This is a genomic window from Chitinophaga sp. 9-1-y, from assembly GCF_059511905.2.
The window spans coordinates 1,463,266-1,485,530 of sequence record NZ_CM197955.1; the positions used below are offsets into that span (position 1 = coordinate 1,463,266).

Annotated in this window: 18 protein-coding genes; 10 read left to right on the forward strand and 8 right to left on the reverse strand. The window is 45.6% G+C overall.

Going from position 1 to position 22,265, the window contains the following annotated elements:
- Positions 1 to 18 precede the first annotated feature (18 nt).
- The gene (locus AC5ZC7_RS05805) at positions 19 to 2,388 is read left to right on the forward strand and encodes an ABC transporter permease (RefSeq protein ID WP_496160538.1); all 2,370 of its coding nucleotides are present in this window, start codon (positions 19 to 21) and stop codon (positions 2,386 to 2,388) included.
- Between the two features lie 81 nt (positions 2,389 to 2,469).
- Here the strand turns inward: AC5ZC7_RS05805 and AC5ZC7_RS05810 are convergent, their stop codons facing one another.
- Entirely contained in the window at positions 2,470 to 3,978 is a 1,509-nt protein-coding gene (locus AC5ZC7_RS05810; RefSeq protein ID WP_496160537.1) for a hypothetical protein, read from the reverse strand.
- A 210-nt stretch (positions 3,979 to 4,188) separates the two neighbouring features.
- Entirely contained in the window at positions 4,189 to 5,232 is a 1,044-nt protein-coding gene (locus AC5ZC7_RS05815) for a hypothetical protein (RefSeq protein ID WP_496160536.1), read from the reverse strand.
- Between the two features lie 286 nt (positions 5,233 to 5,518).
- Between AC5ZC7_RS05815 and proS the strand changes: the two genes are divergently transcribed.
- From proS to AC5ZC7_RS05830, 3 genes are all read left to right on the forward strand, one after another.
- Positions 5,519 to 6,994 (forward strand): proline--tRNA ligase, encoded by a 1,476-nt coding sequence (gene proS / locus AC5ZC7_RS05820; RefSeq protein WP_496160535.1) that lies wholly within the window; start codon positions 5,519 to 5,521, stop codon positions 6,992 to 6,994.
- Positions 6,995 to 7,142: 148 nt separating this feature from the next.
- Positions 7,143 to 10,073, forward strand: a complete 2,931-nt coding sequence (locus AC5ZC7_RS05825) for a histidine kinase (RefSeq protein WP_496160534.1) — start codon at positions 7,143 to 7,145, stop codon at positions 10,071 to 10,073.
- The gene (locus tag AC5ZC7_RS05830; protein WP_078672331.1) at positions 10,070 to 10,831 is read left to right on the forward strand and encodes a LytR/AlgR family response regulator transcription factor; all 762 of its coding nucleotides are present in this window, start codon (positions 10,070 to 10,072) and stop codon (positions 10,829 to 10,831) included. The genes AC5ZC7_RS05825 and AC5ZC7_RS05830 overlap by 4 nt, the downstream gene beginning before the upstream one ends.
- A gap of 352 nt (positions 10,832 to 11,183) precedes the next feature.
- On the opposite strand, the gene AC5ZC7_RS05835 is transcribed toward AC5ZC7_RS05830, so the two are convergent.
- Together AC5ZC7_RS05835 and AC5ZC7_RS05840 are read right to left on the reverse strand one after the other, a co-directional pair.
- Complete coding sequence (locus AC5ZC7_RS05835; RefSeq protein ID WP_496160533.1) at positions 11,184 to 12,758, reverse strand: trypsin-like peptidase domain-containing protein; 1,575 nt, start codon at positions 12,756 to 12,758, stop codon at positions 11,184 to 11,186.
- A 329-nt stretch (positions 12,759 to 13,087) separates the two neighbouring features.
- Positions 13,088 to 14,086 carry an acyl-CoA reductase gene (locus AC5ZC7_RS05840; RefSeq protein ID WP_496160532.1) on the reverse strand — a complete coding sequence of 333 codons (999 nt, stop codon included), beginning with the start codon at positions 14,084 to 14,086 and terminating at the stop codon, positions 13,088 to 13,090.
- 95 nt (positions 14,087 to 14,181) lie between these two features.
- Between AC5ZC7_RS05840 and AC5ZC7_RS05845 the strand changes: the two genes are divergently transcribed.
- The 5 genes from AC5ZC7_RS05845 to AC5ZC7_RS05865 all read left to right on the forward strand — a co-directional run bounded on the left by AC5ZC7_RS05845 (position 14,182) and on the right by AC5ZC7_RS05865 (position 17,310).
- A complete protein-coding gene (locus AC5ZC7_RS05845; protein ID WP_496160531.1) occupies positions 14,182 to 14,529 on the forward strand; it encodes a 4Fe-4S dicluster domain-containing protein in 348 nt (115 codons plus the stop codon).
- 108 nt (positions 14,530 to 14,637) lie between these two features.
- Complete coding sequence (locus tag AC5ZC7_RS05850; RefSeq protein WP_496160530.1) at positions 14,638 to 14,985, forward strand: 4Fe-4S dicluster domain-containing protein; 348 nt, start codon at positions 14,638 to 14,640, stop codon at positions 14,983 to 14,985.
- Between the two features lie 148 nt (positions 14,986 to 15,133).
- On the forward strand, positions 15,134 to 16,120 hold the full coding sequence (locus AC5ZC7_RS05855) for a D-alanine--D-alanine ligase (protein ID WP_496160529.1): 987 nt from the start codon (positions 15,134 to 15,136) through the stop codon (positions 16,118 to 16,120).
- A gap of 26 nt (positions 16,121 to 16,146) precedes the next feature.
- A complete protein-coding gene (locus AC5ZC7_RS05860) occupies positions 16,147 to 16,962 on the forward strand; it encodes a PASTA domain-containing protein (protein WP_496160528.1) in 816 nt (271 codons plus the stop codon).
- A 42-nt stretch (positions 16,963 to 17,004) separates the two neighbouring features.
- Positions 17,005 to 17,310 carry a rhodanese-like domain-containing protein gene (locus tag AC5ZC7_RS05865; protein WP_496160527.1) on the forward strand — a complete coding sequence of 102 codons (306 nt, stop codon included), beginning with the start codon at positions 17,005 to 17,007 and terminating at the stop codon, positions 17,308 to 17,310.
- Positions 17,311 to 17,410: 100 nt separating this feature from the next.
- Here the strand turns inward: AC5ZC7_RS05865 and AC5ZC7_RS05870 are convergent, their stop codons facing one another.
- Positions 17,411 to 17,803 carry a Rid family hydrolase gene (locus AC5ZC7_RS05870; protein ID WP_496160526.1) on the reverse strand — a complete coding sequence of 131 codons (393 nt, stop codon included), beginning with the start codon at positions 17,801 to 17,803 and terminating at the stop codon, positions 17,411 to 17,413.
- Positions 17,804 to 17,873: 70 nt separating this feature from the next.
- The gene (locus AC5ZC7_RS05875; RefSeq protein ID WP_496160525.1) at positions 17,874 to 19,040 is read right to left on the reverse strand and encodes a hypothetical protein; all 1,167 of its coding nucleotides are present in this window, start codon (positions 19,038 to 19,040) and stop codon (positions 17,874 to 17,876) included.
- 174 nt (positions 19,041 to 19,214) lie between these two features.
- On the opposite strand from AC5ZC7_RS05875, the gene AC5ZC7_RS05880 reads away from it, so the two are divergent.
- A complete protein-coding gene (locus AC5ZC7_RS05880) occupies positions 19,215 to 19,970 on the forward strand; it encodes a hypothetical protein (RefSeq protein WP_496160524.1) in 756 nt (251 codons plus the stop codon).
- A 106-nt stretch (positions 19,971 to 20,076) separates the two neighbouring features.
- On the opposite strand, the gene AC5ZC7_RS05885 is transcribed toward AC5ZC7_RS05880, so the two are convergent.
- The gene (locus tag AC5ZC7_RS05885; RefSeq protein ID WP_496160523.1) at positions 20,077 to 21,279 is read right to left on the reverse strand and encodes a hypothetical protein; all 1,203 of its coding nucleotides are present in this window, start codon (positions 21,277 to 21,279) and stop codon (positions 20,077 to 20,079) included.
- A gap of 12 nt (positions 21,280 to 21,291) precedes the next feature.
- Positions 21,292 to 22,188, reverse strand: coding sequence for a glutamine amidotransferase-related protein (locus tag AC5ZC7_RS05890; RefSeq protein ID WP_496160522.1), 897 nt, complete (start codon positions 22,186 to 22,188; stop codon positions 21,292 to 21,294).
- Positions 22,189 to 22,265: the final 77 nt, after the last annotated feature.

The following is a 22,265-nucleotide window of genomic DNA, read 5'->3' on the forward strand; positions in this document are numbered from 1 at the left end:
CCACACAAACATCCGCTTATGTTTAAAAACTACCTGAAAATCGCCTGGCGCCAACTGGTAAAAAACAGGCGCTTTACTATCCTGAATCTCATCGGCCTGTCTACCGGCCTGGCTTGCACCCTGCTCATTTACCTATGGGCACAGGATGAACGCGCTTTTGATCATTTTCACCAGAACGACCAGCACCTGTTCCAGGTAATGGAAAATAAACCACACGAAAAAGGTATTGTTACCACAGGAGAAACACCCGCTCTGCTAGCGGAAACACTCGCCGCCAACATGCCGGAAGTGGAATATGCAACGGCAAGCACACCGCCTTCCTGGTTTCCTAAAGTAATATTGTCTGCAGGCGAACAACGCAGTAAGGCAGGCGGCATCTTCGCCGGGAAAGATTATCTCCGCGTTTTCTCCTATCCACTGTTGCAAGGGAGCGCACAGCAGGTATTGCAGGATAAAAACGGCATCGTTATTTCCGAGAAACTCGCGCAGGTACTTTTTCACCAGGCAGAAAATGCCGTGGGCAAAACGGTTAGCTGGCAATTTGATGCAATTAAAAAGAGCAGCATTGTAACAGGTGTCCTGAAAAACACACCCGCTAACTCTTCCACACAATTCGACTTTATATTACCCTTTGATGCCTTCAAAGATATCATGAACATTACCGGCATGGAGCCACAGGGGCCTTTTCTCACTTATCTCGTGTTGAAAAACGGTACCAGTGTACCCGCATTTAATGCGAAGCTGAGCAGCTTCATGACCGGTATCACCAAAGGTGCCGGCAGTAACCGGAACATGTTCCTGCAACATTACAGTGATAGCTACCTGTATGGCACCTACGAAAATGGGGTAGTGGCAGGCGGCCGTATCAGCTATGTAAAACTGTTTTCGCTGATCGCCCTGTTCATTATCCTGATTGCGGCCATCAATTTCGTGAATCTCTCCACTGCCAGGGCTTCCGAAAGAATGAAAGAAATGGGTATCCGCAAAGCCATTGGTGCCAACCGCCTCACACTGATCGGGCAATACCTCAGCGAATCGACGCTGCTGACTTTTGCTGCGTTAATCATTGCACTGGGAATGGTAGCCTTGCTGCTGCCGTATTTCAATGATATTACCGGTAAAACGCTGCATATCACTATGCAACCGGCCATGATATTGTCCGTGCTGGGTATCACACTACTCACCGGCCTGCTGGCAGGCAGTTACCCGGCTTTGTACCTCTCCGGCTTTCATCCGCTGGCCGTACTGAAAGGAAAAATACAAACCAGTACTGGTCAGCTACTGGCGCGCAAAGGGCTGGTGGTATTTCAGTTTACGCTCTCTGTATTATTTATGGTGGCCGTGATAACCATCTACCGCCAAATCGCTTATGTACAGGCAAAGAAAACCGGTTACGATAAGGATCATGTAGTATATTTTGATGCAGAGGGAAAGGTGGCGAAAGAAGGGATGCCGGCTTTCCTGGCCGCCGTAAAGAAAATCCCGGGTGTAGTGAATGCCTCCGGTATGGTAGGCAACCTGCTGGGCGCGCCGGGCATGGGTTATAGCTGGAAGGGGAGAGGTACGGAAGAAACGATTCTCTGCCGCCCGGTGTTGGTTAATTATGATATGATTGAAACATTGGGCCTCGAAATGGCGGCCGGCCGGCCATTCTCCCACGATTTTGCTACAGATAGTACCAACATTATTTTTAATGAAGCGGCCATCAACGCTATGGGTATTACGGATCCGGTAGGAAAAGTAATTGAGTTCAATGGCATGACCACCACTATTATCGGTGTCGTGAAAAATTTCCATTTCCAGTCGCTGCACGAAACCATCAAGCCGCAGTTTTTCATGATGGATTTTCACAACAGTACCGTGATGGTGAAAATAAAAGCCGGTGAAACCAAAGTAGTACTGGATCGACTTGCGTCCTTTTATAATACGTATAACCCTGGTTTTACCTTCGATTATAAATTCCTGGATGATGATTTCCAGGCGCAATACGTAGCGGAAAAAAGGGTAGCCGCGCTGTCGAAATACTTTACCGGCCTGGCATTGCTCATTTCCTGCCTGGGGTTATTTGGCTTGGCTACTTTCACTGCGGAAAGCAGGCGTAAAGAAATCAGCATCCGTAAAACGTTAGGCGCTACTGTTACAAATGTGGTGATGATGTTATCGAAAGAATTTTTCCGTCCTGTTGCTATTGCTATCATCTTAGGCCTACCACTGGCCTGGTATTTCATGGATCATTGGTTGCAGGGTTTTGCCTATCATATTCGTTTAGGCGTAGACGTATTTGCAGTGGTGGGCGGCGCGATACTACTGATTACCTTGCTCACCGTGAGTTTTCAGTCCATAAGAGCGGCGTTGGAGAACCCGGTAAAAAGCCTGCGGATGGAGTAATGAATAATTCATAAGTTTATAAGAGAAAGGCCCCTCACTTCATTGTGAGGGGCCTTTCTCTTATAAAGATGTACAATAATCTTAGAACTTAAATCCTAATGTCAGTATAATATTGCTTCTGTTATAAGCCAGGGTAGCTGCTTTGGGGCTCAGATCAGGTTTGCCCGCTTCGTGAAACACATTATACGGTTGGTATCTGTCATCACCCTGGGTATAGCTATAGGTAAGATCTGCATAGAAACCCTTGTTACGGAAACCTAAACCACCGCTATATACTTTGCGGGAAGCGTCGATACCAGCGTTGTAAGGATCGTTGCTATATGGATTGCCAAAGGCTGCAAAACCGAGTCTTACCGCATACATGGCCTGGAATCTTACCTCAGCACCTGCGCGGATATTGGAAGTAGATTTATAGATAGCACTGATATTATTGTTCAAATCGTCCTGTACGCCTCTGGCATCACTCATTCTGAATTTACCGGACGACTGGTTTACGAATTCGTAATCAGCGGAGATAAATCCTTGTGTGGTTTTAGGAGCAGACAAATCGCCGAAGAAATAAGATGCGCCGGCGGCAGCACGCAATGGCGCAGTATAGTTGTAGTCGTATTCTGTGGCGTAGCCATTGTTGAGATCAACGGATCTGGCGCCTACTTCTCCTTTGCTATCTTCTATATCAGAATACAGTTCTGCTGTTTTGCTGTCGTGAAGAGAGTACCAGGTAGGAGTTGCAAAGGTACCGCCTAATCTGAAGTGATCTGATATCTTGTACAGGATACCCAATTTACCACCAAATCCAAGACCAGTGCGCCTTAACACTTTCGTATAGTCAAAGTAGTTAAAGTGGTTGTTTTTATCCCCGGTGGCATCATCTTCAGACCAGGAAAGTGTTTCCTTATAGTTAATGCTGGGCAGGTTCAGGCTGGCGCCGATGTACAGGCGGTTACCGTAGTTACCACCAATGGCAAAAGCATATTCATTCAGTCCGCCTTCTGTTTTCAGGATGCCTCTTTGCTGGATACCAGCGAGGTTACCTATTTGCCGGGAAGGTGAAGCCAGGGTCATTAATTGTTTATTGCCGGTAGTGGGCTGGTAATCAGCAAACAGGCCGGTGGCATCTGCCAGGTCAGCACCCAGTGATTGGGCAGGCTTACCAGCGTCAAAAAAGTCATCTACCCATGCATCGCTGAGAGAAGATACGTTGTTACGTCCGGCAATGGCCATTTCATTGTTATAGTTCGCGAGGCGTTCCATACCCAGTGAAAAGGTGATGTTATTCCAGGTGCTGGCACCATCATTTTTATTGGTAGCCATTACCACACCGAGGGAAGGCAGCTGGAAATTAGTGCGGTTGCCTTTATTATCAAGTTGGCCGTTGCCAAGGTAATTAGAAGTAAACTGGGAGATACCAACGCCTGCGGAGATATGAAATTCTCCGGTTTTAAAGATGGCGATACCCGCCGGGTTAAGATGTGCGGATGAATAATCTCCTCCAAGGCCCACACCAACACCACCTAATGCCTGTGTTCTGGCCGTACCATGAGGTTGGTTGGGTGAATAAAGTAATGCGTCGTTTGAGCTCTGGGCCATGGCTGTCGCAGATAAAAACAAGCCGCCTAAAAGAGGATAAAGTCTTTTAATCATGATCTGAAAACTTAATAAATGAGATTTGCTTTGCAGGCTATTCTACTGATGCTGACGTGTGCTGCAATGAGTATAACGGTTATATGGGTAAAACCTTGTGCGAAGATAAAAAATAAGCGTAGGTTTTTAGGCTACGCTTATCTTGTCAATGTTTTATTAACGGCCTCCCCTGGATGGGCGACTGTATCCGCCGCCGCCGCCACCGCTGTTACCACCGCCGATACGGCCACCGCCGGAGCTAGGTGGAGTATAGCTGGGTGCAGGAGAAGGAGCAGGTCTGCTGTATTCTACACGTTGCGGACGGGAATAGCCACCGCTATTACCATTGTTGCCGCCGTTGTTTTCGTAAACTGGTCTGGTCACTGGTCTTTCAGAGCTGGACTGTTGGAACACCCGGCGTGGTCTGTCTGTGCTGCCACCACCTGGGTTTACGCTACCATTACCGCCATTAACTGGCTGGAAAGTACCGGTTCTGTTAGGACGGGTATATCCACCGCCGCCACTCACATTACCACCACTGGTATACGTAGGTCTGGAAATGATTCTTTCTCCACTGGAACGGGAAGGACCGTAAGATCCGGCCGGACGGCTGGGATAGTATCCACCACCATAGAAGCCATGTCCGTAATAGCCACCGCCATAGTATCCACCGCCATAATAGGGGTAGTAGTAAGAAGGCCAATAGCTACCAACATATGGATAACCAAATCCACCATAGTAACCCATGCTCCATGGGCTATAATAACCGCCCATGCCCCAGCCGAGTCCCATGCTGAAAGAAGGTCCGTAGAAGCTGCTGTATGGGCTGAAACCCAGTCCAAAGCCGCTGCCATATCCATAACCCATTCCAAAGCTATTCATCATATACATGCTGGAAGCATCATTGTAACCATCCCAGTAACTACCGGAATAGTTATTGCCGTTACTGCCAAATCTGTTCAGACGACGTTGATAATCTCCCTGGTCCTCATCCTGGTAAGTCACATAGGTACCACCATCATCCTGGGTGCCCTGTACGTAGTTCGCATCATTTTCATCCTGACGGCTATTGCCATTCGAACCATTGTTAGAGGCATAGGTACGCTGCTGTTGACGCGGAGAATAGTAAACATCATCCGGAGTCTGAGCCGTTTTATAGGTACTGGAACACGCTCCCAGTGCGAGCGATGCGGCCAGTCCGATGTATAATATAGGCTTCATTTGAAATATGTTTTAAGCGTGATTCGTGTAGTAAATTTACTTCTTTTTAACGGATTTCAGTGGAAGAAAGTTACAATAACATAGTCTAGGTGATATTATTTTCTGATAACTATTTGCACAGTTATGTTTTTCATCTATGTTTGTGGAATTTTCCTCTTGCATATTAAAGTGACAAAAACTAAGCCAATCCAGCTTTTACCGGCTGTCAGGTGAAATTAATTTTGACACGACAAATTGAGTCGGAAAGGAGTTAAAAATAACGAGATATAAATAAGTTATAATTTTTATGAGTAAAGAGATTACAGCCCGTTCAGAAGACTATTCAAAGTGGTATAACGACCTGGTATTGAAAGGCGGCCTGGCAGACTATTCCGCAGTAAAAGGATGTATGGTAATTAAACCATACGGATTTGCCCTGTGGGAAGCCATGCGCGATATACTGGACCGTAAATTTAAAGAAACCGGCCACCAGAATGCCTACTTCCCGCTGTTCATCCCTAAAAGCTTCCTGAGCAAAGAAGCTGCACACGTAGAAGGATTCGCGAAAGAATGCGCCGTAGTAACCCACTATCGCCTGAAAAACGACCCCGATGGCGGTGGCGTAATCGTGGATCCGGAAGCCAAACTGGCAGAAGAACTGATCGTTCGCCCTACTTCCGAAACAATTATCTGGAATACTTATAAAGACTGGATCCAGTCTTACCGCGACTTGCCACTGCTCATCAACCAATGGGCCAACGTAGTGCGCTGGGAAATGCGTACCCGCCTTTTCCTCCGTACCACCGAATTCCTCTGGCAGGAAGGACATACCGCACACGCTACGGCCGATGAAGCCATCGCAGAAACAGAACAGATGCTGAACATCTACGCTGATTTTGCTGAAAACTATATGGCTGTACCCGTAGTACGTGGTATCAAATCCGCCAGCGAAAGATTTGCCGGCGCCGTAGAAACCTACTGCGTTGAAGCGATGATGCAGGATGGTAAAGCCTTACAGGCAGGTACTTCCCACTTCCTCGGTCAGAACTTCGCCAAAGCATTTGATGTACAGTTCTCCAACAAGGAAAATAAACTGGACTATGTATGGGCTACCTCCTGGGGCGTATCTACCCGCCTCATCGGTGCACTCATCATGGTACACAGCGACGACCAGGGACTGGTATTGCCTCCGAGAATTGCACCTACCCAGGTAGTGATTGTCCCTATCTATAAAGGCCCTGATCAGAAAGCCGGTCTCGATGAAAAAGTAAATGTTATCGTACAGGAACTGAGGAAAGCCGGTATCAGCGTGAAATACGACGACTCCGACAACAACCGTCCGGGATGGAAATTCGCAGAGTACGAAATGAAAGGCGTACCTGTTCGTATAGCCATTGGCGCGAGAGATCTCGAAAATAACGTGGCGGAAGTAACCCGCCGTGATACCAAGGAAAAAATGAGCCTGTCGCTGGATGGTTTACCTGCCCGCATTCAGGAACTGCTGGAAGAAATTCAACTCAACCTCTTCAATAAAGCTAAAGCGTATCGCGATAGCCACATAACCCGTGTTGATACTTTCGAAGAATTTGAGAAAGTATTGGAGGAAAAAGGTGGCTTTATCTCTGCGCACTGGGATGGTACCGCCGAAACAGAAGAACAGATAAAAGAACGTACCAAAGCTACGATCCGCTGCATTCCGCTCAACAATCCGCAGGAAGAAGGCACTTGTATTCTGACCGGCAAACCGTCCAAAGAAAGGGTGTTGTTCGCAAGAGCGTACTAGAAAGAATTACGAATTACGAATTACGAATTACGGATTTGTGGGTAGATTATAACGAATATCATTCGCGTTTACCATCTCCGCACAAACCCGTAATTCGTAATTCGTAATTCGTAATTCTTCAATAAATCATTAAAACGATCCGATGCCCTTGAACCGTTACATAATGTTATGGGCGCTGGTTTTCTTTTGCACTGTTACTAATACGCTGGCCCAGGGGCTGATGATCCGTAACTATAATGTAAAGGACGGACTGGCCAACGCCACTGTTTATGCTGCTGTGCAGGATAAAGACGGTTTCATATGGTTTGCTACTCCCACCGGCGTCAGTAAGTTTGATGGAAAACGATTCCGTAACTACGCTAAAAAAGATGGTCTTACAGATAACGACGTCGTAAAACTGGCCGCCGATTCCAAAGGCCGCGTATGGTTTTTTACCCTCAATGGAAAACCGTCCTTCTACAAAAAATCCGTTATCCACAGTGAAGAAAATGATAGCTCACTGATCTTTAACAGCCGCAGCCATTACATGCAGTATGCTTTTGAAGGTAAAGGAGGAGGGCTCATCTGGTTCCTGAATACCAACAACCGGATTGTTCAGTACAACGGTAAAGAAACCACCTACGATAAATTCGGCAAATCCGGTGCGGATCTGCTTTTCATGATGAGAAATTACAACATCTTCCACCCGTTGGATGCCTTTTTTCACCTGGAAAGTCTGACTGATCCCGCTAACACTGGTCAGAAAATAGATCCCGTATGTCCGTATCCGTTAGATGACCCGGGATTGCGCGCCCGCATCAAAGACAGCGCCATTGTTATTATGCGGAATACCATCTGGTCCTATACCGCCTCCCATGCCCTGTGCTTTTTTAACGGAGCAGAATGGGGGATCCATGATGATATCAGCCATATGTGCGTAGACAATGATAACCTGTGGGTAGGTACCCAGCGCGCATTGTTTTTCCTGAAGGGATATTTTAAAAACGAAAAAAAGAAGATCAAGTTACTCGACAACCACTACATCACCTCCCTGTTGAAAGACCGGGATGGTAACATCTGGATTACCACCTTTGGAGATGGCGTGTATAATATCCCCTATAAAAATTTTTATTTCAGCTATCTCGATAATACCAATGGCCTTTACTCGCATTCCATTTTCAGCGTCAGCAAGGATAAAAAGAATAACCTGCTGCTAATCGGGCAAAGTGCAGGCGTGCTCAATACAATGGATGGGGAAGGCCACATCAGCAATCAGTATACAATAGACACCAGTTCCGGGCGCAATAGCCTGTTAACCATGATGCCGCTAAAAGACGATCATGTACTTATAGGCACCGATAACGGACTGTATGATTTTAATACCGGGACGCATAAAACATCTCTCCTGAAAGGTATAAAAATGCTGAAGGATGTAGATATATCGCCCGCCGGCAAAATCAGGGTGGCAGCGAAAAACCAGGTAATCGCCCTGGATGATTATACCATCAGCGACCTGGATATGTTGGTCACCTCCATCGCCAGCGTCAATGACTCCGATTACTATGTTGGAACCAACAACGGACTTTATGCTTGCACAGATGGCAAAAAGCAGCTGCAGCCTGCCGGTCCGGATACCCTGCGTAAGGTAAATATCAAAGACCTGAAGTGGATCAACGGCGCTCTGTGGATTGGTACCAGCGACCAGGGAATTTATGTGATGCAGCATGATGCGATAGTGAAACATCTTGCCTCCGCCAACAACCTGGCCAGTGATATTTGCCAGCAACTCTACTACGATGGCGTGGGCCGCCTGTATGTGGCTACCAACCGCGGCGTATCTGTGATTGATGTGAAAACACAATCCATTACACGTAATATCACCTCCAACGATGGCCTGATGTCTGACGATATCCGTGGGGTATACGCCGATCATGATATCCTGTATATAGCCACCTCCAATGGGCTGTGCTATTTCAATGCGGATCATATCCCGGTAGACACGGTTCCGCCGGTGATCTACCTGAATAATATCCGCTACGGCGACAGTACCTTCCTGGCAGCCAATGCTTTCCTGCACCTGTATAAAAGAAAGGCTTCTTTTGAGGCAGAATTCGGTACCATCGTTTTTGATCTGCCGGAGCTGGTGGAATACCAGTATAATTTTTCGGGAGATACGACTAACGGGTGGATCACTACCATGTCGAACATTATCCCGTTCCCTGATTTACAACCAGGTAGCTATAAATTGATGGTGAGGGCCCGCAAATACAAAAGCGACTGGTCCAGCACGCTGAACATAGATGTGAATATCCTGCCCCGGTGGTATCAGCAATGGTGGGCAAGAGGCATCCTGCTGCTGGCAGGACTGCTGCTGGTGTTGGTAGGATTGCGTTACATCATCCGGCGTATTAAACAGGCAGAAAAGCGAAAAACGGAATACAACCGGCGCATCGCAGAGTTGGAAGCCAAAGCGCTGACCAACCAGATGAACCCGCATTTTATTTTCAATTCCCTGAACTCCGTGCAGCATCTTATCCTGGAGAAAGAGGAAAAACAAGCCCTTAATTTCCTGGCAGATTTTGCCACACTGATGCGGCAGATGCTCAATAACTCCCGTAAATCCTATATTTCGCTGGAAGAAGAGATCGCGTTCCTGACACGGTACCTGGAACTGGAGAAAATAAGGTTTGCACATTCCTTTAAGTATCATTTCATTCTCGAAGATGCCCTGAAGGAGTATACCATCTACATTCCACCAATGATTATCCAGCCCATCGTGGAAAATGCCATTAAACACGGCCTTGCACCAAAGAATATTAGCGGTTACCTGGAAATTAAGCTGGAAATTGTAGATGATCTCTTATATTGTTCCGTGGATGATGACGGTATAGGCTGGGATAAGTCAAATAGCATTAAAAGTTCAAGGCTCATTAAACATGAGTCTACCGCACTTAGCGTGATTAAGGAGCGGTTGCAGATTATAAAATCTTTTAATGGAAGTGTTGGAAAGTTAGAAATTATTGATAAATTTAAATCTGGTTTCGGCAATAAGGAAGGTACCTTAGTTGAAATACTGATTCCCATTGTTAAGATGTTATGAGTAATATAAAAGCTGCCATTGTAGACGATGAAGTCCGCAACATTCATATTTTACGCAATATACTGGAGAACTACTGCAAGGATGTAACGGTTGTCGGTGAAGCGCAGAATATCAATGAGGCGGCAGAAATGATTAAGAATAACCCCATTGATGTACTGTTTCTTGACATTGAGATGCCACCACACAATGGGTTTCAGCTATTGGAAATGTTTCCTGTACTGAATTTTGAAGTCATTTTTATCACCGCGTTTCAGGAATATGCCCTGCAGGCCATTAAGTTTGCAGCACTGGACTATTTGTTGAAACCAATCAAGGTGAGTGAGGTGGAAGATGCCCTGGAAAAGGTAAAAAAGAGCAAGAAGGGCCGGCTCAACGAATTGGCATCTATCCTGAAAGATTATGTCAAAAACAATGATAACGCTTTCTCAAAAATCGTTATTCCTGTCAACGATGGGTATAATGTGATTGATTTGAAAGACATTATCTATTGCGAAGCATTTGATAGCTATACCAAGATTCAGCTCATCAACAATGTTTCCCATCTTATTTCAAAATCATTGAAGGAATACGAAGAAATGCTCTCTGATAAAGGATTTTATCGGGTGCATAAGTCTTTCCTCATCAATATTCACCATATCGTAAAAATCATCAAAGGCCTGGGAACAGCCGTGGTGATGAGCGATCAGAAGAATATTCCGATCTCTTCCCGTAAAAAAGATGAATTCTTTACCCAGCTGAAAGGAGTGATTAACTTATAGCAGTTAGCTGGAAAAATTATATTAACAGGCCTGCGCTTCGCGTGGGCCTGTTGCTTTTAGTGTGTTAAAAGACGCTTGTTAAGGGCTGTTTCCGTCATTTTGGGTAACGAATAATCCAGGTTTCCTCGCATTTAACATGCATTTTCTATCATTCGCTGGTTCTTTCTCTGCTTTCACGGAATCGTGGAAAGTAATGTCATATACTTATATTATTTTCATAATGGGTTTTCATAGATTGGCTAATTGCATGATATGCTTTTCCAGGCAATGCATGTACGACTTAATGGAAAAGTCCCGCCCCGGTTTATCCGGGAACGGGACTTTTAAATTTTTGAAGCCCTCTAAAGTAAGCTTAGAGATTTTCGCTACCGGCACCGGTAGTAATATTGTAGTAATAGATGCTGCTACCTTTTTCAGGGTAGAAGCCAATCAGTTTGAGAGATTTTTGTTTTTCCACCGCAGAACTCAGCGCATCCACAGAGGTAACAGGAACGTTGCCGGCTTTCAGGATAACGAAGCCTGGGGCCATGGTAGTTTGTTTTTTCAGGATACCGTTACCTATATCATTTACCACTACACCTCCATTTACACCGAGTTGGGCAGCCTGTTCTTTGTCCAGTTCAGATAAATCTGCACCCAGGCGATCCAGCGTGGTAACCTTCACCAGGTCTGTATTACCTTTCAGGTTTCTCAGAACTACATTTTCCGCGGTAACTTCTTTGTTGTCGCGCAGGTAGGTGATGGAAATTTTGTCGCCTGGTTTGTACCGGGCCACTTGTTCGCTCAGTTGAGAAGTGGTAGGGATTTTCACGCCATTGATGGCGGTAATCACATCACCTGTGCGAAGACCGGCAGCAGCTGCAGAACTGTTAGGCATTACTTCTGTTATCTGTACGCCATTTACATCTCTTCTGATACCTGCATCTTTCAGTTGTTCGTCGCTCATATTGGCGATGAGAGAAGAAGGAGCATATTTTACACCGAGGTAAGCTCTTTGAACGTTACCATATTTCAGGATATCGTTCACCACTTTTTTGATGAGGTTTACCGGGATGGCATAGGAGTACCCTGCATAAGACCCGGTAGGTGAGGCGATGGCGGAGTTAATACCCACCAGCTCACCGGCAGTATTTACCAGCGCACCACCACTGTTACCCTGGTTCACGGCAGCATCGGTTTGTATAAAGGATTCGATGGCGCTGTTTACTTTACCCCCGCTTTTGTTGATACCAATAGAGCGGGATTTGGCGCTCACAATACCCGCGGTTACTGTAGCATCCAGGTTCAGTGGATAACCTACTGCCAGTACCCATTGACCAATTTCCACGTTATCGGAATTACCATAAATCAGGTAGGGGAGGCCGGAAGCTTCAATTTTAACCACGGCCAGGTCAGTGCTGGGATCCGTACCTATCAGCTTGGCCTTGAATGTTTTGGTGGAGTTGCTGAGGGTGACACTGATTTCATCAGCATCTGCAATCACGTGGTTATTGGTAACAATATAACCATCGGAAGAAATCAACACACCGGAGCCGGATGCCATCTGGCCGGGAATGTAGTATCTGCGGCCATCGCCACCGCCATTGAATTCATCTCCAAAAAATTCATCTCCAAAAAGATCTTGTAAAATGCTGCGCTTTCTTTGAAGGTTATTGCCATTCGTGACTTGACGGGGATTGATTTTTGTTTTGATATGCACTACACCGGGAACCACTGCTTTTGCTGCAGTCGTAAAATCAGAGGGTGGGGTTGCGTTTACATTGCCTGTTGTACCTGGCATGTAGCGCGCGTAATTTACGGGGACTTCTGTGCCATTCTGGAAAACCATAGGTTGCCTTTGCTGTATATATTTGCCATACACAAATATGGAGGCAGCGGCAGTTACAGCACTGATAAGAACAGTTGTAACGATTTGCTTGAATTTCATATTATAGTGTGTTTGCGTGATAATTAATGAGATAATAACGCCGGGATATGATCAATTTACATGCCCTTACTACAAATTTAACCTGCGGGAAGAATGAAACGGTATACCCATGATTTGTTTTAACACATTTTTATCGTAATCGTTAAACGCGGCTTAATGTCTGGCTGACAACCTTGTCAGCATCTATGTCAATATAACAAGTAAATGCGACAATTTGTTAGGAAGCAGAAAGCAAAAAGCGGAAAGCACAAAGCTATTGAAGCGAATGATTAAAGCGTATGTCCACCATCGTCATTCATTTCAATAGCTTTGTACTTTCTGCTCTCCTGCTATATTTCCAGGAAAAATTTCATCGTATCTACCCCGTCTGCATAGTCGCTGAGGGAAGGTTGTTGTGCGTTGCCAAAGGGCGTAAATGATTGTCCTACGAGGCACTGCAGCGCTTCTTCACCGGAAAGCTCCTGTTGCAGCTGGGCCATATCTATATAATAACTGTAGTGCAATACACTGAGCGGGGAAAACAGGGACGTGTTTTCCTGCAGCAGTATAGCGCCATTGGTCATATATGGGCTGGCATTCAGGAGGAGCAGTGCCAGGTTATAATCGTAGTTATTCTTGTATTTATGATGATCGGCCAGGTAGCTGTATTTCTCCAAAGCCTTCAGCAGCGGTACAAAATCATAGTTTACCGGTACATATATTTTGGTAACGTTTCGGCACCCAAGCCCGAAGTACAGCATGATATCATCTGCGAGTGCGGATAATTCTTCCGGTGTTTCTTTGCCGGTTAGTATGGCGGCCGAAGTACGGTTATGGCGTATAATGTTGGGATATTTGGCGAAATAGTAGTGAAAATACCGGGCAGAATTGTTGCTGCCGGTGGCAATGTAGGCATCACAATTTTTCAGCATGTCCTGTATTTCTGTTTGATGGGCTTCTTCCGGGTACCATTCGCTCATCTTCTCCAGGATGTGTTTCATCAGGATTTCATCCTTACCGGAAAGTTTCATTTTTACCCGGTGTCCGCTGATGAAGCCACAAAGCCAGTCGTGGAAGCCTACCAGGGGAATATTACCGGCAGATACGATTCCCACGGTTTTAGGAGTACGGCTGTTGCCCACGGTCGGATAGCCTGCTAACCACTGCTGTAAGGGGGCAGGAGAGAGGAAATATTGGGTGATATTGTCCAGGGCATTGTCTATAAAGGAAGGGATAAACCAACCATTTGCAATATAAGCACGCTCTTTCACTGCTTCCAATTCCGGGCTTTTTTCCGCCAGATACTGCCCCAGGCGCACCAATGCGGCTTCTTTTTCTGCTATGTTCATGAAACTATATAAATAATTGACTTGATTAAACCGGGAAAATTTTATTTTTGTCACACAAAATTAATGGCTTACTACTTAACCAAAAAGTTTACACTATGGCAATTAAGATAACAGACGAATGTATAAACTGTGGCGCCTGCGAACCGGAATGCCCGAATAATGCGATATATGAAGGCGGTGTAGAGTGGGCCATGACCGATGGCACCACTGTAAAAGGCCCCTATACCCTGATGGACGGTAGTGTTATGGACGCTGATCAGCGTAATGCCCCTATCAGCGTAGATACCTACTATATTGTGCCCAACAAATGTACAGAATGCCAGGGATTTCATGAAGAACCACAATGTGCTGCCGTTTGCCCGGTAGATTGCTGCGTTCCGGACGAAATGTACCAGGAAACAGTGGATGAGCTGCTTGGAAAGAAAGCGAAACTGCACCTTTAATATAATTTTAAGGAAGCTTAAAAAACCGTCACAGCTCCGGCTGGGACGGTTTTTTTATGTAATTTGAACCCTGATAATGCCCCAGTCCCTCACCTAAAAACTTACGCAATGGCAATTAAGATCACAGATGAATGTATCGGATGCTCCGCCTGCGAGCCAGAATGTCCCAATAACGCGATCTACGAAGCAGGTGTTGAATGGGCGATGGCTGATGGTACCACATTAACAGGCGCCTATACCCTGATGGACGGAACAGTAATGGATGCTAAACAACGGAATGCCCCTGTTAATGCAAACGCCTACTATATTGTACCCAATAAATGTACAGAGTGCCAGGGATTTCATGAAGAACCGCAATGTGTAGCGGTTTGCCCGATAGATTGCTGCGTTCCGGACGAGATGTACCAGGAAACCGTAGAAGAGCTGCTTGGAAAGCAGGCGAAACTGCATCTTTAATATATTCTTAAAGAAGCTTAAAAAACCGTTCCCGCTTTGGTGGTGACGGTTTTTTTTATGTAATTTGAACAGCAACACGAGAGCAGGTCGTGTCTCTTGACAATTAACAAATAACCTTTAACTTTACCCGCTTATTGTAAAATATCTTATGAAGAAGAATATAGCTTTGGTAGCCGGTGGATATTCCGGGGAATATGTGATATCTGTTCAGAGTGCAGTAACAATTGAAAATAACCTGGATAGTAACCAATATAATGTTTACAAGATTATTATTACCAGGGATAGCTGGAGCTATACCAGTGCCGGAGGAGAAGTGATAGCGGTTGATAAAAATGATTTTTCTTTAACCATCAATGGCCAGAAAATCACTTTTGATGCGGTATTCATTGGTATTCACGGTACACCGGGAGAAGATGGCCGTTTGCAGGGATATTTTGAAATGCTCGGTATTCCTTTTACCAGCTGCGGTATGGTGACGTCAGCCCTGACATTCAATAAAAGCTATTGTAACAAGGTGGTAGATGCCCTGAACGTGGTGAATGTATCCAAATCGGTGCATATTTTCCGTGATCAGCCTTATAATACCGCTGAAATATTGCAGCAACTGCGCCTGCCTGTTTTTGTGAAGCCGGCAGAAGGTGGCAGCAGCATTGGCATGTCTAAGGTAAAAACGGCGGAAGAACTGCAACCAGCCATTGATAAAGCGTTTAACGAGGATTGCCAGATACTGATTGAAGAGTTTATTAAAGGCCGGGAACTGACTATGGGGCTGTATCGCTCCAATGGCGCTATTACTACCCTGCCCATTACTGAAGTGGTTAGCAGCAAGGAGTTTTTCGACTATGAGGCAAAATATACGCCGGGTGTATCCAACGAAATTACCCCAGCGCCCGTTGCTGCTGAAGTAGCCCGGCAGGTACAGGAAATATCTGCTGTATTGTATAATAAGTTGAACTGTAAAGGAATTGTACGGGTAGACTTTATCTATGAAGAAGGTACCGGGAAATTATATTTCCTGGAAATAAATACCATGCCCGGACAGTCAGAAAATAGCCTGGTACCACAGCAGGTTAGGGCGGCAGGCAAAACCCTGCAGGAATTTTATGGCTTGCTTTTGGAAGAGAGCATGAAATAAGGATTATCACACTTAATATATTTATCGTGTTCGACTTTATTACCAAACGTTCATTTGTCGTCAATCTGTTAGCAGTTATCGCTATGTTTTTTGCGCTGGCCTTGCTGTTCTTTTCTATGCTGGGCTTTATTACCAAACATGGCCAACAGCTGACAGTACCCGATGTACATGGAAAAAATGTAAAGGAAGCCATTGAACTGCTGGAAAAAGCCGGTTTTGAAGCGGATGTAAGAGACTCCATCTATGTGGACTCTATCCCTGCCCTGGCCGTATATGCCCAAACACCTGATAAAGGTGCGCAGGTGAAAGTGGGCAGAACTATTTACCTGACCGTCAATAAAGTAGTGGCGCCTATGGTGAAAATGCCGGACCTGGAAGGATTGACTTTCCGTAGTGCTGAAATGATGCTGAAAAGCATGCGCCTCAATGTAGGAGATACTATTTATCGCCCGGATATTGCCACCAACTCTGTATTGCAACAGTTGCTGAATGGCAAGAAAATAAAACCAGGTACCCCTGTTGCAGAAGGTAGCAACATTACCCTGATATTAGGTAGCGGTACTGGCAGTGTGGAAAACCCGGTGCCTAGTTTCATCGGACTCACGTATGCCGAAGCCCGCGAAATCCTGAGTGCCAGCAACCTGAATGCAGGTACGGTGATCATTGATCCTAATGTAACAGATACCGCTAATGCCTATATTATTAAGCAGGTGCCTACCCGCAAAAATGAAATCGGCGATTTCAATATGCTAAGGGCAGGAGAGAGCGTAGACTTCTGGTTATCAGCTACCAAGCCGGTAGTGGATAGCACTGCCACCGCGAAACCGGCCAACCAGGAATAACAGAAAATGACGTAATTTGATTTGATTTTAAATTCCTATAACATGCAAAATATCACCGCAGAAGAGCTGAAACAGCGCATAGATAACGGCGAAGAGCTCTATATATTAGACGTGAGAGAACCTCATGAACGCGAAGAATTCAATATCGGAGGCAAACATATTCCATTAGGTTTCATTCAACAGATGGATGTAGAAGAAATCGAAGACTGGAAAGATAAAGAAATGATTGTTTACTGCCGTAGCGGCAACCGCAGCGGTCAGGCCTGCATGCTGCTGGACTCTATGGGCTTCTCCAATACCAAAAACCTGGTAGGTGGAATGCTGAAATGGACAGAATTGTATAAATAGCAGAAAGCATAAAAGAGAAAGCAAAAAGCTATTGTAGCGAATGATTAAAGCGGATATATTCGCACTATTCATTCGCTACAATAGCTTTTTGCTTTCTGCTTTATGCTTTCTGCTCAATAATAGCGGTTGCCTCAATTTCCACGAGGTACCGGGGATCAATCAGTTTACTTACTTCTACCATGGAGGTGGCGGGTTTAATGCTTTTAAAGAATTCGCCATGGGCCCTGCCATATTCTTCCCACCGGGATATATCTGTTACAAACATGCGGGTGCGTACTACGTCGTGTAGGGTGGCGCCGGCATTGATGAGGGCCGATTCAATTTTGGCCAGTGCAAACTTTGTTTGTTCATACGCATCACCTTCTGCTACTACTTTGTCGTTGTCCGTTGCCACGGTACCGGATACTTCAATGATATTGCCTACTCTTACAGCCCTTGAATAGCCGACTTTACCTTCCCAGATGGCTCCGGAGGAATAATTGGTGCGTTTCATAGTATTGTTTAAAGAAGTGAGGAGATACGCAAAGTTACAACATCTTCTTTAGTACGGGTAGCAGTATAAGCTAACGTGTTTTATCGTCCGGAGGTGTAGCTGTTCTGAACTTTACTACTTTTCCCAGCAAATCAAACCAAAACGGTGCGCCCAAAGAAATGGCGAGTGCGGTAATACACCAGCCGGCGAAAACGAGGCCGCCGTTTTGTTGGAAAGGATGGGTGTAGCCACAACGTATAACCGGGTGTCCGCTGCTGCTGTCGGTGATACAGCCCCGGCTAATGCCCAGCACATTCCTGGCATCGCCGGCATCGTTGCGGAGCATGGCATATACGCCTATCAGTGAGGTATCGTTTACGAATACACGAAGTGAAGTATCGGCATGGAAAAAGGCACTGTCTTTATGCAGCATGTTTTTACGTATAAGCGTATCAGTTATAGCTGTATAGGCAGGCGTCCGGCTGCTGGCCAATTGTACCATTTCCGTGCGAACGTTTTTATCTTTCATTAAAATGCGCGCAATGGCAATGGAGTCTACATTAAACAAAGCTGCAATGCCAATGCCGATGCATAGCAACCAGGTTTGTGTTTGCTTGCGATACCAGCCACTGGCGCGGGTCATGGTTTCATTGAACCAGCTTTCCATGTTCACCCGGAATGCCGGGATATCCTGTTGCGCATCTTCAAAGAGTTGCAGCAAGTGATCCTGTACATCGGGCGCCAGTTGGAGATAATTTTGTGTAAGCGCGGATTTGATGTTTGCTGCGTCAGTGAGCTGCGGTGTTGTTGCAGTGGATGAGGCGCCTGTTTCTGTGGTGGCAGGCCTGTTACTGATCACCTTGATACTGCTACGCAACAGGTGCACCATAGTCTGGGAAAAAATTTGCGGGCTGATATAAGCCGGCCTCGCTGCAGCGCTGTTTTCCCCGAGATGCCGGATGGACGGAGCGCCATAAAACTGTTTCAGAAAAGGGCTGCGGTGAAAAGGAGCAAAAAAATAAACAACGCTCCAACCCAGCTCATAAAACCAGTTGAAAAAGGTAAACTTTCCGAACCAGCCCAGGTCTTTACTGTGGTCATCTTCTTCCAACATCCGGCGTAAGCCTTTGGTTAATACACGGGCCCGGGAATTAAAGATGCGGGCGATTAATTCCTGCACAACAGAGGCCAGCAAACTATAGAGCAGGTAAATGAAAATAAGGCCAAGGGCCACATCTATGGCCAGGTTACTAAACATAAGGATAGGTATTAAGTTGACATATACACATAAAAATATGTTATTATTGCCAAGTTAGAGTGCTACTACGCAATGTATTTGTGAACTCGTCGTTATCTTTAATTATGCCGGTATTTACCCGCATAGAAGATGAAAATATTTAATACATTCTATATTTGCGTATATTTTGATCATATGAAATTGAAACATTTAGCCCTGTGCTTTCTGATGGTAGCGGCTTGCAGCGCTTCCGCACAAATCAAATACAGGGATACAGAGAAGAAGCCGACTTTAGTTCCTTACGACAGCAGCATTGCCTTTCAGCGCCTTTCGCCCAACATTGCACAGCTTACGCTGATAGGGCAGGATATCACCTTTTTAAAGCTCAACCCGAGACGGGCGGTTAGAAATAAAGAAGACAGTCTCCTGGACAACATTAAGGTGAAAGCAGTGGTAGAAGTACCTTATAAAAGTGTGCTCAAAGGCGGCCATTTTTATACGCCCTACAAAGCGGTAGAGAACAAAACATTCCGCATTGTTGACTACGATCGTAAAAGCCTAGATGGCGGTATAAATACGCTTATATTCACGCTGCGTGATGAAGATCGTAAACTGCTCCTTTTCCAGGTGCCTGCCGAAAACCTCGCGAATACGCCCGTCATCATTAATGCCAATTATGAGTGGCTGAAGCAACGGTATGTTGGCAGGCAATTACGCTTGAAGAAAGACAGTCGCAAGACGGAAAATGTACTCGACGATAACAAAGAAATTACACTGCAACAGTCAGATGTTTTTTCCTGTACAGAGGTGGCTGTAATTTTTGCCGGTAAACAAAAATACGGACAACCTTTCCTGATCGTAAAAAACAGTGAGAACCAGGAATTGGCGATTGGATTAGGCAGCAGGAGTGAATACAGCCATGGTCCTTTAATTGAGGAGTTTGAGTTGTAGAAGCTGAAAGCATAAAGCAGAAAGCAAAAAGCTATGGTAGCGAATGAACATTGCGAATATTATATCCGCTTTAATCATTCGCTACCATAGCTTTTTGCTTTCTGCTTTATGCTTTCAGCTCTTCAAAAAAGGCAGTACTGCCTCCCACCCAGGTATCTTTACTATTATAACCCACGCCAATCATTTTGCCTTTGCTGATACGGGCAAGATTGTGCACCAATACGGGCCGTGCGGCGCCGTCCAGCCAGATGTAAATCATTCTTATCTCGCAGATGGCAGGACCGGTGGGCGTTTCAATAGCAGGGGCATATTTTACCTTATGTTGAAGGATCCAGTTTTCAGGATCTTTTATGTTGTCGATATCCGTCTGGGTAACATCTATCAATACACCTTGCCCGGCGAAGGAAAAGAGTGGTTTTAATACATAATTTTCCAGGTCGGCCGGGATAACGGGTAGTTCATGAAGGAACCAGCTTTTAGGCACATATTCACTATGAATAAAAGGCATCATGTATTTACTGATCCGGTAAAACCAGTTGGGATGCGTGATCCATTCTACATCCAGGTCCTGGAAGAGGTTTACATATTCGCCCAGTGCCGCGGATTGCCGTTGCAGGTCATCAAAAATGATGCGGTTATAGATGCGTTGAATGGGCATTTTAACGCCATCTTTCAAATAAAATAATTTCTTTCCTTCCTGTATTAAAGCGGTTAAACATATGGTAGGAATACCCAGATTTATTTGGGTACTGGCAAAGTCAATACGGGTTTTTTGCGCTTCCGGTTTTACTTCCAGCAATATCACTTCTTCCGGTTGATACGGCCCTACGATCATTTCACGAAGCAGTTGATAATAGGCCGCTTCATCCAGTCCGTTGAAAAAATTGCTGAAGCCGGTGGGGATATTGAAATGTGTTTTAAAGCGGCGGGCCATCACTTCCTGGAAAGCCAGCATGGTAGGGAATCCCTGTAGTTCAATCAATTGTGGTATCAGTTCTCCGTCGGATGTTTTACATACTGCAAAGTCGATCACAATGAAGTGAGGATGCTCATTTTCGCGCGGTAATTTCATGGCCGCCGGAATGGCATCCTGGGTAATGGTTTTGAAGTCGGGGCGAAGTATAACATTGACAATTTCCTCGCAGGCCTGTACCAATTTATTGCCGAGGGTAGCCGGCACAAACACCGGGGTTTCCGCAATCCGGAATGCAGGCACCACACCCGTATCCGCCGCGATACCGTCTAAAAAATCCCGGTATTTGGCGGTGGTAAATTGTTCGTTATATGCTGTTCTGATAAATGGGATCATGATGTCTTTTAATTAAAAGAACGAGTGCTCATTATCTGTGTGGGAGGCCACCTGTACCAGGCGTTCAATAGCCGCCAGCCGGTCAGACAGTCCGCCATAAATAGCATAGTCCAGGAAGGCGGTAATGAAGCGGTCGTGTGTAAGCATAATCTTGTCCGGATCAGTGAGCTGGCTGATCATGCTGTTATATTTTTCCAGTCCGTGGTGATTAACCACTTGTTTTTTCTTTTCTTCCTGTTGAAGGTACATGTGCATGCCGGCGGCATCTGCTTCCGGGTGGAACTGGGTGCCTATGAAATGCTCATTAAACCGGATGGCCATAGTAGCCCTTTCCAGGGGTACATGCGGCCTTTCTTTTTCCAGTGCTAGTACATGTCCGCCCATCGCCTGCAAATTTTCGTAGTCCAGTTCTATCACTTGCCAGTCGCGGCTATCCACAATAAAAAAAGGATCGGGGAGTGCGCTGAAAACTTTTTCCCGCAAACCAGCGGCGCTTTTATGCACAGGAAAAACGCCAAAAGCGGGTGATTTACGTTTGCATACATTGCCCAGTTTATAATACCGGCACATGATCTGGTAAGAGTGGCAGATGAAGAATGCCGGCTTTTTTACAGGCTGTACGCGATTCCATTCCAATAATTCATCGATGAGGGAAAAATAGGCGGTTTCCCAGGCACTGCCTTCACTGGCTACCGGGCTGCCGGGGCCTCCGGTAGAAATATAAATATCGTAGGACGTATCTGGTACCTGTATTTGCTGCCGTACTTCAAACTCATCGAATTGGAGGTCCAGCGTATGCATGCTGGCATATTTCGTTAATATTTCACGAATACAGCGCATCCCTTCATTAGGAACACCCTCGTACATATCCAGCACAGCTACCTTCCAGCTTTTTTTAATTGGATGCATACCGCAAAATTACGAAATACGTGGAATTTGTCTTGCCCAGGATTATACTGATGATACGGATTCTTATTTTATAAGAT